The organism is Pseudoflavonifractor phocaeensis, assembly GCF_038439875.1.
In the GTDB taxonomy this organism is placed as follows: Bacteria; Bacillota; Clostridia; order Oscillospirales; family Oscillospiraceae; genus Vermiculatibacterium.
In genome coordinates, this window is sequence record NZ_JBCDMT010000002.1 from 315,315 (window position 1) to 329,491 (window position 14,177).

A 14,177-nucleotide genomic window follows, 5' to 3' on the forward strand; every position below is an offset into this window, starting at 1 on the left:
CGGGCAGAGATCAAAGGAGTTGTTTGATATGAATATGAAACGTTTTGCCTGCGGCGCCCTGGCCGCCGTCCTGCTGGCCGTGCCCGCCCTGGCGGCGGACCCTGGGGCGCCCCTGGCGGAGGGCGGGGAGCAGGATATGGTCATCGGCGGCGGGGCCCCCGGTTTCCAGCTGCCCCAGCAGCGGACGCTTGATCCCGTGGAGCTGTACGGCACCGTTACCTCTGTGCTGGAAAACGGCCTGCTGCTGGCCCGGGGCGACGAGAAAGGGGATGTGGTCCTCCACGTCTCCGAAAAGACCGCCGTTGTGGACGCCGTCACCGGGGAGAGCCGGAGCCTGGAGGATGTGAAGGAGAGCGACACGATCTACGCCTGGGCCTCTCCCGCCATGACCAGGAGCCTGCCGCCCCAGACCTCCGCCATGGTCATCGTGTGCAATATCCCCCAGGATTTCCACGTGCCCACCTACCTGGAGGTCCAGCGGGTGAGCAGGAAAGAGGACGGCACGGTCTCCGCCCTTACCAACGGAAGCATCGTGCTCCACATGAACGAGGACACCGAGCTGTTCTCCTACCAGACCAAGGATGCGGTGGGGCTGGACAGCATCAAGCCCGGCGCCAAGGTCCTGGCCTGGTACAGCATGGTGGCCATGAGCATGCCCGCCCAGACCACCCCTTCCAAGGTGATGGTGTTCCCCTATGACTACGCCGGCTGGCTGAGCCTGAACGGCGTGGACGACGTGGCGGTCAACGGCGAAAAGCTGGAGCTGCCCGCGGTCCCCTACGTGGAGGACGAGGAGCTGATGCTGCCCGTCCGCAGCCTGGCCGAGGCCCTGGGCTGTGAGGTGACCTGGAGCGCCGAGCGCCCCGACCAGATCGAGGTGGAGAAGGACGGCAGGAGCCTGTACACCCTGACCATCGGCGGGGACACCGCCGTGGTGGAGGGGGACATGGTCACCGAGCTGACCCGGACCGTCACCGCCAGGGAGGGCGTCACCTCCGTAGCCGCCTCCGACCTGGCTTCCCTCCATGATTTGAAGGTGGAGAGCTGGGGCATCACTTTTTAAGAACGGGCCCCGCTTCAACTCCCGGGTGCGGGAGAAAGACAGACAAAAAGAGCGGGCCGTCCCGAAGGGACGGCCCGCTCTTTTGATTTCCTTTTACCGCCGCCGGCTCAGCCCTGCTCTTCCAGCAGCTCCTGCTTGATGTCCCAGAGCTTCTGGGACAGGTCCACGTAGTAGTTGTGGGGGTTTTCAAAGCGCTTGACCTCGTCCCACTGCAGCTCGATCTGCCGGGCGCAGTAGGCCCGGATTTCCTGGATGGAGGGGCGGGGATAGACCAGCCGGCCCCCCTGGAAGATGGGCACCAGCAGCTCCTGGGCGGTGAAGTTGGTGAAGGTCTTGCGCTTCCAGGTGGCGTCGGGGTCGAAGAGCTCCAGGGGCTTGGACGCGTCCACCGTCTCGTCGTGGAGGGTGACCAGGTCGGCGAAGGCCTTGCCCCCCTCGTTGTCGAAGAGGCGGTAGACCTTTTTGAAGTGGGGGGTGGTGATTTTGGCGGGGTTTTCGGAGATCTTGATCTTGGGGATGATGTTCCCGTCCTTGTCCTCCACGGCGGCCAGCTTGTACACCCCGCCAAAGACGGGCTCCGAGCGGGAGGTGATGAGCCGTTCCCCCACGCCGAAGGCGTCGATCTGGGCCCCCTGGAGGAAGAGGTCCCGGATGATGTACTCGTCCAGGGCGTTGGAGGCGAAGATCCTGCAGCCGGTGAGCCCGGCGTCGTCCAGCATCTTCCTGGCCTTCCGGGACAGGTAGGCCAGGTCCCCGGAGTCCAGCCGGATGCCGCAGGAGGTGATGCCCTGGGGGAGGAGCACTTCTTTGAAGGCCTTGATGGCGTTGGGCACGCCGGAGCCCAGGACGTTGTAGGTGTCCACCAGCAGGGTGGCGTTGTGGGGATAGAGCTGGCAGTAAGTGCGGAAGGCGGTGAGCTCGTCGGGGAACATCTGGACCCAGGAGTGGGCCATGGTGCCCCCGGCGGGGGAGCCGTAGAGCTCGTCGGCCAGGGTGCAGGCGGTGCCGGAGCAGCCCGCGATGTAGGAGGCCCGGGCCCCCAGGAGGGCGGCGTCCGGCCCCTGGGCCCGGCGGGAGCCGAACTCGCTGACCGGGCGGCCCTGGGCGGCCCGGACGATGCGGTTGGTCTTGGTGGCGATTAGGGATTGGTGGTTGAGGGTCAGGAGCAGAAAGGTCTCGATGAACTGGGCCTGGATGGCGGGGGCCCGGACGGTGAGGATGGGCTCCCTGGGGAAGATGGGGGTCCCCTCGGGCACGGCCCAGATGTCGCCGGTGAAGCGGAAATCCTTCAGGTAGGTGAGAAAGGCCTCGCTGAAGCAGTTTTTGCCCCGGAGGTATTGGATGTCCTCGTCGTCGAAGGCCAGATTTTCCACGTAGTCGATGACCTGCTCCAATCCGGCGGCGATGGCGAAGCCCCCCTCGTCGGGGACGTTGCGGAAGAAGACGTCGAAGTAGCAGATCTGGTCGGCCAGGCCGGTCTCGAAGTAGCCGTTGCCCATGGTCAGCTCATAGAAATCGCACAGCATGGTATAGTTGAGGTGCTCTTTCATGGAGAAATCCTCCCAAACAAAATATTAACCGTATTATACCCCCAAGCGGCCCGGAAGAAAAGAAAAACTTCCCAAGGCCCGCCGCCGGTCACAGGTAGCGGTAACGTTTTTTGCGCAGGTGGAGGAACAAAATGGTGATCCCCGCCGCCAGGGTCTCGGCCGCGGCGGTGGCGGCCCAGACCCCGGTGAGGCCGAAGAAAACGGGGAGGAGCAGGATGGCGCCGCACTGAAAGACCAGGGTCCGCAGGAAGGCGATGGCGGCGGAGGCCGCGCCGTCCCCCAGGGCGGTAAAGAAGGAGGAGCCGAAAATATTGAGCCCGGAGAAGAGGAAGCACAGGGCGAAAATGCGGAAGCCGCCGATGGTCAGCTCTTTCAGCGCCGGGTTGTAGCCCACGAAGACCCCCGCCAGGGGCCCCACGAAGAGCTGGGCGGAGAGGGCCATGGCCAGGGAGAGGACGCCGGTGACGGTGAGGCATTTGCGGAAGAGGCTTTTTAGCTCCCCCTCGTTGCCCGCGCCGTACTGGTAGCTGAAGATGGGGGCGGCCCCCATGGAAAAGCCGATGAAGGCGGCGGAAAAGACGAAGTTGATATACATCATCACGGAGAGGGCCGCCACACCGGCCTCCCCCACCAGGGCCATGAGCTGGTGGTTGTAGAGGACGGTCACCAGGGAGGAGGAGACGTTGGTCATCAGCTCCGAGGAGCCGTTGGCGCAGCTTTTCAGCAGCATCCGGGGGTAGAGGCGGGTCTTTACCAGCCGCAGGGGGCTCTTGTTGGGCAGGAGGAAGTACACCAGGGGGATGACCCCACCCACCAGATAGCCGCACACGGTGGCCAGGGCGGCCCCCGCCACCCCCCAGCCCAGCACGTAGATGAAGAGGTAGTCCAGGACCATGTTGGTCACCCCCGCCGCCAGGGAGAGGGTCAGGCCCATCTTGGGCCGCTCCGCCGCCACCAGGAAGCTCTGGAAGCTGGTCTGGAGCATGAAGGGCACGCTGCCCGCCAGCATGATGGTGCCGTAGGAGACGCAGTCGGCCAGAAGCACCTGGCTGGCCCCCAGCAGGATGGAGAGGGGGCGGATGAAGAGGATGCATAAAGCGGAGAGGAGGGCGCCTCCCGCCACCACGGTGAGGATCAGGGTGGTGAAGTACTGCCGGGCCTTGTCCGGCTCCCCCATGCCCATGGCCCGGGCCACCTCGGCGCTGCCGCCGGTGCCAAGCATGAAGCCGAAGGCCCCCACGATCATGGTTAGGGGGAAGATGATGTTCACCGCCGCCAGAGCGTTGTCCCCCACCAGATTGGAGACGAAGAGGCCGTCCACCACCGAGTAGATGGAGGTGACGATCATCATGACGATGGAGGGCAGAGTGAAGCGAAAGAGCTTGTGAAAGCTGAAGTGATCGGATAATTGGATGGTCATAACTGTGTTCCAGCGGGCCCGGAAAGCAGGCCCGAGAGTTCCTCCTTCAATAGTATCACGGATTTTTCCGTCAGAGCCACCAGCTGGTTCTGCTCCTCCCCCGTCAGGCGGGCGAAGGACGACCGCTCCGCCGCCATAAGGGGCTGGATGGTCTGTTTGACGTAGACCGCCCCGGCGGGGGTCAGGGCCACCAGCTTGCCCCGCCCGTCCCTGGGGTCGGGGGAGAGGGCCACCAGCCCCCGTCTCTCCAGGGCCAGCAGGGCGGAGTGGCCCGTCTGCTTGGAGAGGGACCACTCGGCGTAGAGTTCGGAGGGGGCGGTGGGCACCCCCCGCTCGCACAGGGCGTACAGGAGGGAAAAGCCGCTGTCCGACAGCCCCATTTTGAGGGAGACCTCATGGTAGATGTGGTCCAGCTCCTTGCTGAGCTGGAGCAGGTCGCTATACTGTGCCTGATGTTCCATCGGACATCCTCCTGCTGAATAGTCTGATTTCGTACTTGCCGCGAGGAGACAGTATAGTACGAATTCGGACTTTTGTCAAGGGAGGGGGAGCGTCCCTTTTTCAGATAAGCGTTGCTGGTAAAATGTCCGCCGATCTCACCAAACAGCATTGAGAGGAACCGGTTCATATGATAAAATGGAAAACAGGGTAGGTCGTATTAGGCAGATAAGACGAACGAAGGCGGTAATATAATGGCAGAGCTGTTTGAAACATTTCCATACCTGAGAAATGACCATATTATCATCAGGAAAATGGTTGAAGATGATGTGGACGACCTTATGGAAATTACGAATAATCCTAACGTCTATCAATATGTACCTCCATTCCTGTATAAAAAGAGCAGAGGCAATTTGCTTGCTGCAATTAGAAACTTGGGCGGGAGAGATTTCGATAAAAAGAAACTGATTATTGCAGGCATTTATCTGTGTGATGAACCCAATAAGCTCATAGGGCTTGCAGAACTGTTTAATTATAAAAAAAGAATGAACCAAATAACGATTGGCTACCGCATAAACGAATCGTATTGGCATAGAGGGATTGCGACTGATGCAGTAAGGCTTATAATGGATTACCTTTGTAATGATTTGGGCATTCAAAAGTTGAAAGCATTTGTTATGCCTGAAAATGTATTTTCTGAAAAAGCACTAACAAAAAATGGTTTTTTAAAAGAACCCAATACTGTTCAAGAGAAAAACTGGGGTGGTAAAGAAATCGTAGATTTAAATGTATTTACCTATGCAGTTTTATAGGGTTTAGTTCCAGTACGCCTTATTGGCATAAGGCGCATTAATTGAAAATCCCCGCGCCGAAAAAGCGCGGGGATTCTTTTGGACTGTTTTGACGAAAAGCAGTTTACCCTGCCAAAAAGCAACCCTTATCCTAAAAAGGGAGGGGGAAAAGAAGGGTTTGACACAGGGCGGCGGGAGGTGCTATACTGTTTGAGAATAAATGACGGCATATCGGTTTTGACTGAAACGAGGAGTTTATCCTCGTTTTTTCTTTTGGAACGAAACTTGGAAAGAATTGAGGGTACCAGATGACACAAACGCAGTTTTCCCAGCTCGAGCTTGATCCCCGCATCGAAAAGGCCGTGGAGGCCATGGGCTTTGACGCCGCCACCCCCATCCAGGCCCAGGTGATCCCCCTGATCCGGGCCGGGGCGGACGTCATCGCCAAGTCCCAGACGGGCACGGGCAAGACGGCCGCCTTCGGCATCCCCGCCCTGGAGGCCATCGACACCGCCGAGGAGAAGCCCACCATCCAGGCGTTGATCCTCTGCCCCACCCGGGAGCTGGCCCAGCAGGCGGGGGAGGAGCTGCGGAAGCTGGCTCGGTTCCTGCCAGGCATCCGGCTGGCGGAGGTCTACGGCGGGGCCAACATGGAGCGGCAGTTCATCCAGCTACGGCGGTGCAACGTGGTGGTGGGCACCCCGGGGCGGGTGATGGACCATATGCGCCGCAAGACCATCAAGCTGAAAAACCTGAGGATGGTCATCCTGGACGAGGCCGACGAGATGCTCAACATGGGCTTCAAGGAGGACATCGAGACCATTTTGAGGGAGACGCCCCCGGAGCGGCAGACTGTCCTGTTCTCCGCCACCATGCCCCCCGCCATCCTGGAGCTGGCCAAGACCTTCCAAAAGAACCCCCAGATGGTGGAGATCGACAAGAGCCAGGTCACCATCGAGCGCATCGACCAAAGCTGCGTGGAGACCCCCATCAGCCAGAAGAAGGAGGCGCTGGACCTGCTGCTGCGGTTCCACCGGCCCCGGCGGGCGCTGATCTTCTGCAACACCAAGCACATGGTGGATGAGCTGGGGGAGTATTTGAACGGCCGGGGCTTCTCCGCCGAGAGCATCCACGGGGATCTGAAGCAGGTCCAGCGCACCCGGGTGATGAACGAGTTCAAGCGAGGCCGGGTGGCCATCCTCATCGCCACCGACGTGGCCGCCCGGGGCATCGACGTCAGCGACGTGGATTACGTCATCAACTATGATATCCCCATGAGCACCGAGTACTATGTCCACCGCATCGGCCGGACGGCCCGGGCGGGGAAGTCGGGCAGCGCCATCACCCTCTTTTCCGGAAAGCGGCAGATGTACGCGGTGCGGGATCTGGCCCGGGCGGTGAAGGCTGAGATCCGCCAGGACCAACTGCCCACCCGGGAGGAGATCCGGGCCCGGGAGGAGCAGGGGAACGTGGAGGCCATGGCGGCCCTGCTGGAGGCCGGCCCTGACCAGAGCTGCGAGGGCATGGTGGAGGCGCTGGAGGAGCGGGGCTTTTCTCCCCGGCAGGTGGCCGCCGCCGCCCTGAGCCTCTGCTTTCCCCAGCGGGACCTCCCCGCGGACATCCACAGCCAGGTAAACCGGCAGAGCCGCCGGGAGGCGGACCGGACGGGGGTCAAGGGGGGCCCCACGGCCTACACCGAAGTGGTGGTGGACATCGGTTCGGCCAACGGGGTGGAGACCAAGCACCTGGTGGGGGCCATCACCGAGCGGTCCGGCCTCTCGGGCAGGGAGGTGGGGAAGATCCACATCCTGCCCGACTACTCCGTGGTGGCGGTCCCCGCCGACCGGGCAGGGGACGTGGTGGAGTCCATGCTGGGGTGCAAGATCTGCGGGCGGCCCACCCACACCGTCCGGCTGGCGGGCACGGAGCGGACCAAGAGCCGCCCGGCCCGCCCGGGCTCCAAGGCCGCCCGCTTCGCGGCGGAGCGGATCGAAAAACGCCAGCTGGCCCAGCGGGGCGGACCGGCCCGGCGAAAGAAAAAGATACCCGATTTTGAGGGATAAGGAAAGCGCGCTGAGAAGTTTCTCAGCGCGCTTTTTGTTTGATGGGGAAAGGAGTCCGGTCAGTCCAGGGGCGTGGGGCCCATGGCGTCCCGAAGCTCCTGGGTGACGGCGGAGTTGAACAGCCGTACGGCGTAGTCATGGAGGCCGTTCAGGTCCTCGGCGATGCGGTCGGCGGGGATCTGCTTGTCCATCACGGAGAAATCGCCGTCCAGGATGAACTTGGGCTCGGGGTCCTGCTTGCCCCCGTTGAGGAGGCCGGGCCCGGCGTGGAGCTTCATGCGGCGGTTCTCCCCCAGGCTCATCTCCACGTCCAGGGCGTTTTTGGTGACGGCGCCCTCCTCGATGTCGGGCTCCGAGAGAACGCCGATGAAGGGGGCGTTGATGAGGTCGTCCCACAGCTCCCCCTCCAGGCCAAGCCGCTTGCGGGAGAAGGCGTTGACGTAGCGCAGGCCGATGCGCTCGAAAAAGGCGGGCTGGTAGATCTGGATGAAAAGGGCCAGGGTCTTGTCCAGCTTCTGGGCGAACTCCTCCCAGCGGGTGTACCGGAGGGTGGATAGGGCGATGAAGGTGCTGGTCAGGTTGATCTTCCACAGCCCGTCGGTAGAGATAAAGTTATAGTTGGTGATGGGGGGCTGCTGCTCCAGCTTGTTGTTCACCACCCGGGGTGGCTGCTGCTCCTGCCGGGCCACGTACTTGGGGAAATCAGCCCGGATGGTCTCCTGGAACTGGGCGGGCTCGGTGCTGCCGATGGACAGGATGGTGGGGAAGCGCAGCTGGCAGATGGTCTCGATCAGCTGGGGGTTGGCATAGGAAAAACGGGCGTTATCGGAAAACAACATCGTGTTTGGCTCCTTCCATAAGTGATACACGCCTATTGTACCCGTTTGCGGCGGAAATGTCAAAAGAAAGAGGGAAAAGTCTCCGCCTGGGAGAAAAACCGCCGGAAAACCGGAATCGCATGGGAAACGCAGGTCAGATGCGGGTGATTTGGTTCTAGTTTTTGTATCGGGCGGCCATATCATGTATTCTGCGTTTCATTTCCGCGCGGACGGGCGCCGGCTCCAGACACTCGCATCGGGGCCCAAAGCCCATAAGAATGTCGTAGTAGTAGTCGTTCTCTAAGAAGGGGAAGCTGACGATGTAATGCTCGTCCCCGTCCGGCGAAAAATTCTCATAGGCGCAATAATCAAGCACACGGTCCATCACGGATTTATGGATTCGGAGCTTGATTTTTATTTGTATCGCCTCCCAAGTCTCCGCAAAGTCCAAAATCGGTTTTTGATACCCACGGGGCGCGAAGGTTTCCTCCCGCAGCCGCAGGTTTGAGATGCGGGAGAGCCTGAATAAGCGGTAATCATTCCTTTGATGGCAGTAGCCTTGAAAATACCAATGACTGCTTTTCCATACCAGCTGATAGGGCTCGACGGTTTGCGCGGTCTTGTTTCCGTGATGGGCGATATAGTCAAAGGTCAGCAGCCTGTTTTCCCGCAAAGCCGCCTGGATCGTTTCCAAATAGGAGGGTATCACCGGGCTGCCCATCCACGGACTTAGATCGATCCGTATTTGATCCGCCCGCAATTCGATGTCCTTCGCCCGGTCGGCGGGGATAAAGCTCTTGATTTTGGCGAGGGCGTGTACCAGCTCATCCCTCCGCACGATGTTGGAAAGGCTGGAAAGCCCCATCAGGAGAGCGGAAAGGTCAGCGGCGGAAAACACCTTTTTGTCCAGCTTATATTCCGGCATGATCTCAAAGCCGCCGCCCACGCCGGTTGTGGAGCGGACAGGGATCCCCGCCATATTGATGGCGTCTATGTCACGGTAGATGGTGCGGGGCGAGACCTCAAACCGTTCCGCCAGCTCCACCGCGCCGATCCGTCCCTGATTGAGAAGGAGCATAATAATGCTGACGAGCCTGTCGATTTTCATTTGACAACCGCCTTTCAAATTGAATTGTGGCCATGCTGTTGTCAACAATGATATCGTACAATGAAACCGCAGGTAAATCAATCAAAGAATAAAAATGGAGGAACTGTATGCTTACCATCTATGTTTACATTCTGGACACGTTAGCGGACTGGGAGCTGGGGTATGTCACCGCGGAATTGAATTCCGGCCGGTTTTTCAAAAAGGACGCCCGGCGGGTGATCCTCAAAACAGTGAGCCGCTCAAAGGAGCCGGTCCGCACCATGGGCGGGCTGACGGTCACGCCCGACTGCCTGATCGAAGAGATGATCGTGAACGAGACAAGCGTGCTGCTGCTGCCGGGAGCGGCCGAGTGGAGTGATCCGAAGCATGGCGCGATCATCGAAAAAGCGGCTCAGCTTCTCTCCGCGGGCGCCACGGTGTGCGCCATCTGCGGGGCCACCGCCGCGCTTGCCGGAGCGGGGTTGCTGGACCGGCGCCCCCATACCAGCAACGGGCCGGGATTTCTTGAAATGGCGGCCCCCGGTTATGGGGGGCGGAGCTTTTATGTGGATCAACTTTCTGTGGCGGATCACAACCTGATTACCGCTGGCTCCGCCGGTGCTTTGCTGTGGGCAAAGCAAATCATCGGACACTTAGGCGTTTTTCGGTCAGACACCCTGGAGGCTTGGTATGAGTATTTCAGCACCGGGAAGCCGGAACATTTCTTTGCCCTCATGCAAACCTTGCCGTCCGACATGGAGAGCCGCGCCAAATAGAGCCAGGCATTTGCGGTCAGATAAAACCAACGCGCGGGCGGAATTCATCCGCCCGCGCGTTGGTTTTATCCCTCCCAGAGGACGATGGTCCCGGCCCTCCGGGTGGCGTTCAGGTCGATGAGCCGCTGGTTGGACGAGCCCCGGAAGCGGAGGGTGATATCCTTGAGCTCCTCCACAAATTTTCCATCCACCAGCACGTCCACCAGAGAGAGCATCTCGTCGGTGACCTCGCAGCGGCAGCGGGAGGGGACCTGGCCGGTGAGCTCCTCCAGGGTGTAGCCGGAGTAGGCCCAGATGGTCTTGTGGGGGCAGGCCTCCCGCACCCGGTGGAGGAAGGGGGTCAGGGCGCGCTGGTTGTCCGGCTCGAAGGGCTCTCCGCCCAGGAGGGTGAGCCCGTCAATGAAGCTGGGGGACAAATCCTCCAAAAGCTGGCGCTGGGTGTCCTCGGTGAAGGGTTGGCCGAAGGCGAAGTCCCAGGTCTCGGCCTGGAAGCAGTTCTTACAGTGGTGGGTGCAGCCCGAGACGAAGAGGGTCACCCGGACGCCGATGCCGTCGGCGATGTCCCGGCGCTTGATGTTGCCGTAATTCATGCAATGACCTCACAAAAAAGGGTGTAGGGGGGGTCCCCTCATCAGTCTGGCCTTTGGCCAGCCAGCTTCAACGACTTCGCTTGCATTAAGTGGCCCTAAGCTACCGCTAAGGGCCACTAAACCTCCAGGAAAGCCTTCCGCAGGAGGAGACCTTCCCCTGGGGGAAGGTGCCCCAGTTCGCAAACTGGGGCGGATGAGGGGAACGTGGGCAGAGGCGGGAGGCCCTTTACAGATGCAGGACCCGCTCCTTGATCTCCTGGGTCCGGCCCTGGTTCCATTTACTCACGCTTGGCGAGCGAAGCGAGCTTAGCGTGAGTTAACGGAACGGCAGAGCGGCGGGAAAAATGATTTTTTACAGATGGAGCACCCGCTCCTTGATCTCTTGCGTCCTTCCCTGGTTCCAGAACTGGGTGCCGATATAGCCGCAGGTGCGCCGGGCCACGTTCATCTTGTCCTGGTCCCGGTTGTGGCAGTGGGGGCACTCCCAGACCAGCTTGCCGTCGTCCTCCACGATCTGGATCTCACCGTCGAAGCCGCAGACCTGGCAGTAGTCGGACTTGGTGTTCAGCTCGGCGTACATGATGTGGTCGTAGATGAACTGGATGACGGAGAGGACGGCGGGGAGGTTGTCCTGCATGTTGGGAACCTCCACGTAGCTGATGGCCCCGCCGGGGGAGAGGGTCTGGAACTGGGCCTCAAAGGCCAGCTTATCGAAGGCGTCGATGGGCTCGGTGACGTGGACGTGATAGCTGTTGGTAATATACGCCTTGTCGGTTACCCCGGGGATCACCCCGAACCGCTTCTGGAGGCACTTGGCGAAACGGTAGGTGGTGGACTCCAGGGGGGTGCCGTAGAGGGAGAAGTCCATGTGCTCCTGGGCCTTCCAGGCGGCGGTGGCCTTGTTGAGGTAACGCATGACCTCCAGGGCGAAGTCGGTGCCCCCCTCCTCGGTGTGGGACTTGCCGGTCATATACTTCACGCACTCATAGAGTCCGGCGTAGCCCAGGGAGATGGTGGAGTAGCCGTTGTAGAGGAGCTTGTCGATGGGCTCCCCCTTTTTCAGCCGGGCGATGGCGCCGTACTGCCAGAGGATGGGGGCGGCGTCGGAGAGGGTGCCCTTCAGCCGGTTGTGGCGGCACATGAGGGCCCGGTAGCACAGGTCCAGCCGCTCGTCAAAGACGGACCAGAACCGCTCCATGTCCCCGCCGGAGGAGAGGGCCACGTCCACCAGATTCAGGGTCACAACGCCCTGGTTGAAGCGGCCGTAATACTTGGGCTTGCCGGTCTCCGGGTCCACGTAGGGGGTGAGGAAGGAGCGGCAGCCCATGCAGGTGTAGCAGTGGCCCTCGCCGTTTTTATCCACCTTGTCCCGGAGCATGATCTTCTCGGAGATATAGTCGGGCACCAGCCGCTTGGCGGTGCACTTGGCGGAGAGCTGGGTGAGGTACCAGTAGGGGGAATCGGCGTGGATGTTGTCCTCCTCCAGGACGTAGATGAGCTTGGGGAAGGCGGGGGTGACGAAAACGCCCACCTCGTTCTTGACCCCCTCATAGCGCTGCTTGAGGGTCTCTTCGATGATGACCGCGAGATCCTTTTTCTCCTGCTCGTTCCGGGCCTCGCCCAGGTACATGAGCACGGTGATGAAAGGGGCCTGGCCGTTGGTGGTCATGAGGGTGACCACCTGGTACTGGATGGTCTGGACGCCCTTGCGGATCTCCTCCCGCAGGCGCTTTTCCACGATCTGGGAGACCACCGCCTCGTCCACAGTGCCGTTGTTCAGAAGGCGGCACTCCTCGGTGACGTCCCGGCGGATCTTCTGGCGGGACACGTCCACGAAGGGGGCCAGGTGGGCCAGGGAGATGGACTGCCCGCCGTACTGGTTGGAGGCCACCTGGGCGATGATCTGGGTGGCGATGTTGCAGGCGGTGGAGAAGGAGTGGGGCTTCTCGATCATGGTGCCCGAGATGACGGTGCCGTTCTGCAGCATGTCCTCCAGGTTCACCAGGTCGCAGTTGTGCATGTGCTGGGCGAAGTAGTCCATGTCGTGAAAGTGGATGATGCCGGCCTCGTGGGCCTCCACGATATCCTGGGGCAGGAGGACCCGGCGGGAGATGTCCTTGGAGACCTCGCCCGCCATGTAGTCCCGCTGGACGGCGTTGACCTTGGGGTCCTTGTTGGAGTTCTCCTGCATGACCTCCTCGTTGTTGGACTCGATGAGGGTCAAAATCTGCTCGTCGGTGGTGTTGGCGGCCCGGGCCAGGGAGCGGGTGTAGCGGTAGCGGATGTACCGCTTGGCCGTCTCGTAGGCCCCCTCCTTCATCAGCTCGGTCTCCACCAACTCCTGGATCTCCTCCACGGACAGGGTGCGGCCCATCTGGGCGGCGGTCTGCTCCACCCGGGCGGACATGTCGGTGATCTGGCCGGGGGTCAGCTCCCGTGCGCCGGTGGTGGCGGCGTTGGCCTTGGCGATGGCGGCGGCGATCTTGGCGGCGTCAAAAGCGACCTCGGTGCCGCTCCTCTTGATGATCTTCATTTTGGTTCCCCTCTCTGGTATTATCTTGTGGTGAAGTAGGGAAAGTATACACCATTTGTAGGAAATCCGCAAGAGGAAAAACACAAGATATAGTGTTTATTTTTTGACGATGTTGCTAAATGTGGAAACGGGGGCGGGCCGCTGTGGACAGCGGCCCCTGGGCTCCCGCGCCCGGCGGGGCAAAAAATTGTCCGCCCCCATCAAAAAAGATGAAGGCGGAGCCGTGCTTCCTTGACGTCGCAGAATTCATCCAGTTCCATCAGGACGTCCCGGTGGGAGGGGTCCCGGACGTAGGCGAAGGCGTGGACCTCGTCCCCGGGGCGGAGCAGGCTGTCAAAGTAGGCCTCGTCCCGGTCGAACCGCTGCCAGTAATCCCGTGAGATGCTCCGCTGCGGGGGGAAGATCCAATTTTCGACGGGGACGCCGTAGAGGGGCAGGTCGGTGATGATGGGCGGGATTTGTCTGTCCACCAGAAAGACGGCACACTCCGCGGCGGCGACGGAAATCTTTGTGGTCAGAGATTCCGGGAAAACTCCGCACCCGAGCAGGAAGTATTGTTTTCTTCGCATAAATCCTCCAGGGCCACCCGTGTGGCCTCCACGACAAAGGCGGAGAATGTACAGCCTGTTCCCTTGATTGCGGTCTCTACCTGTTCCATTACATCGTTGGGAAAACGGACGCTTTTTACCGTAGTGGATGGCACCTGAGGAATTTTAAATTTTCGCCTCACGGTACCACCCACAATACGACTTGTTGTGTTAAGTCTATTACAAAATGTGGCTTAAGTCTGTAGGACGATTGTAGCGCAAAATGTATGACAAAATTATAGTAAAATTGACCTAATCATAAAAGCCCCGGCGGTCATTGACCGCCGGGGCTTTGGCTTCCCCTGGGGGAAGCTGTCGAGCGCAGCGAGACTGATGAGGGGAACTTATCGTTTCGCAGGGCCTTTTGCTTTTCCCCAGTTCCCCTCATTCGTCAGCCCTTCGGGCTGCCACCTTCCCCCGAGGGGAAGGCTTTTTGGGCGGCTTCCCCTGGGGTTTAGTGG

The 14,177-nt window shown here is 60.6% G+C and carries 13 protein-coding genes; 4 read left to right on the forward strand and 9 right to left on the reverse strand.

The features are described from left to right. Positions 1 to 28: 28 nt before the first annotated feature. The gene (locus AAEU42_RS03565) at positions 29 to 1,063 is read left to right on the forward strand and encodes a stalk domain-containing protein (RefSeq protein ID WP_342232156.1); all 1,035 of its coding nucleotides are present in this window, start codon (positions 29 to 31) and stop codon (positions 1,061 to 1,063) included. Positions 1,064 to 1,170: 107 nt separating this feature from the next. On the opposite strand, the gene AAEU42_RS03570 is transcribed toward AAEU42_RS03565, so the two are convergent. The 3 genes from AAEU42_RS03570 to AAEU42_RS03580 all read right to left on the reverse strand — a co-directional run bounded on the left by AAEU42_RS03570 (position 1,171) and on the right by AAEU42_RS03580 (position 4,494). Beyond that, positions 1,171 to 2,613, reverse strand: coding sequence for a nicotinate phosphoribosyltransferase (locus AAEU42_RS03570; protein ID WP_342232157.1), 1,443 nt, complete (start codon positions 2,611 to 2,613; stop codon positions 1,171 to 1,173). An 88-nt stretch (positions 2,614 to 2,701) separates the two neighbouring features. Continuing rightward, complete coding sequence (locus tag AAEU42_RS03575) at positions 2,702 to 4,033, reverse strand: MATE family efflux transporter (RefSeq protein ID WP_342232158.1); 1,332 nt, start codon at positions 4,031 to 4,033, stop codon at positions 2,702 to 2,704. Further along, positions 4,030 to 4,494, reverse strand: coding sequence for a MarR family winged helix-turn-helix transcriptional regulator (locus tag AAEU42_RS03580; protein ID WP_342232159.1), 465 nt, complete (start codon positions 4,492 to 4,494; stop codon positions 4,030 to 4,032). Before AAEU42_RS03580 ends, AAEU42_RS03575 begins: the two co-directional genes overlap by 4 nt. A 231-nt stretch (positions 4,495 to 4,725) precedes the next feature. Between AAEU42_RS03580 and AAEU42_RS03585 the strand changes: the two genes are divergently transcribed. Beyond that, a complete protein-coding gene (locus AAEU42_RS03585; RefSeq protein ID WP_342232160.1) occupies positions 4,726 to 5,283 on the forward strand; it encodes a GNAT family N-acetyltransferase in 558 nt (185 codons plus the stop codon). 287 nt (positions 5,284 to 5,570) lie between these two features. Further along, on the forward strand, positions 5,571 to 7,325 hold the full coding sequence (locus AAEU42_RS03590; protein WP_342232161.1) for a DEAD/DEAH box helicase: 1,755 nt from the start codon (positions 5,571 to 5,573) through the stop codon (positions 7,323 to 7,325). A gap of 59 nt (positions 7,326 to 7,384) precedes the next feature. Here the strand turns inward: AAEU42_RS03590 and AAEU42_RS03595 are convergent, their stop codons facing one another. Both AAEU42_RS03595 and AAEU42_RS03600 read right to left on the reverse strand, forming a co-directional pair. Beyond that, positions 7,385 to 8,164 (reverse strand): TIGR04255 family protein, encoded by a 780-nt coding sequence (locus tag AAEU42_RS03595; protein WP_342232162.1) that lies wholly within the window; start codon positions 8,162 to 8,164, stop codon positions 7,385 to 7,387. 154 nt (positions 8,165 to 8,318) lie between these two features. After that, entirely contained in the window at positions 8,319 to 9,251 is a 933-nt protein-coding gene (locus AAEU42_RS03600) for a helix-turn-helix transcriptional regulator (protein ID WP_342232352.1), read from the reverse strand. Positions 9,252 to 9,358: 107 nt separating this feature from the next. On the opposite strand from AAEU42_RS03600, the gene AAEU42_RS03605 reads away from it, so the two are divergent. Next, complete coding sequence (locus AAEU42_RS03605; RefSeq protein ID WP_342232163.1) at positions 9,359 to 10,006, forward strand: DJ-1/PfpI family protein; 648 nt, start codon at positions 9,359 to 9,361, stop codon at positions 10,004 to 10,006. 65 nt (positions 10,007 to 10,071) lie between these two features. Here the strand turns inward: AAEU42_RS03605 and nrdG are convergent, their stop codons facing one another. The 4 genes from nrdG to AAEU42_RS03625 form a co-directional block, all read right to left on the reverse strand. Then, positions 10,072 to 10,596, reverse strand: a complete 525-nt coding sequence (gene nrdG / locus AAEU42_RS03610; RefSeq protein WP_342232164.1) for an anaerobic ribonucleoside-triphosphate reductase activating protein — start codon at positions 10,594 to 10,596, stop codon at positions 10,072 to 10,074. Positions 10,597 to 10,948: 352 nt separating this feature from the next. Then, the gene (gene nrdD, locus AAEU42_RS03615; protein WP_342232165.1) at positions 10,949 to 13,129 is read right to left on the reverse strand and encodes an anaerobic ribonucleoside-triphosphate reductase; all 2,181 of its coding nucleotides are present in this window, start codon (positions 13,127 to 13,129) and stop codon (positions 10,949 to 10,951) included. Positions 13,130 to 13,329: 200 nt separating this feature from the next. After that, entirely contained in the window at positions 13,330 to 13,698 is a 369-nt protein-coding gene (locus AAEU42_RS03620; RefSeq protein ID WP_342232356.1) for a hypothetical protein, read from the reverse strand. Next, positions 13,644 to 13,871, reverse strand: coding sequence for a YlcI/YnfO family protein (locus AAEU42_RS03625; protein ID WP_342232166.1), 228 nt, complete (start codon positions 13,869 to 13,871; stop codon positions 13,644 to 13,646). Before AAEU42_RS03625 ends, AAEU42_RS03620 begins: the two co-directional genes overlap by 55 nt. Positions 13,872 to 14,177 lie beyond the last annotated feature (306 nt).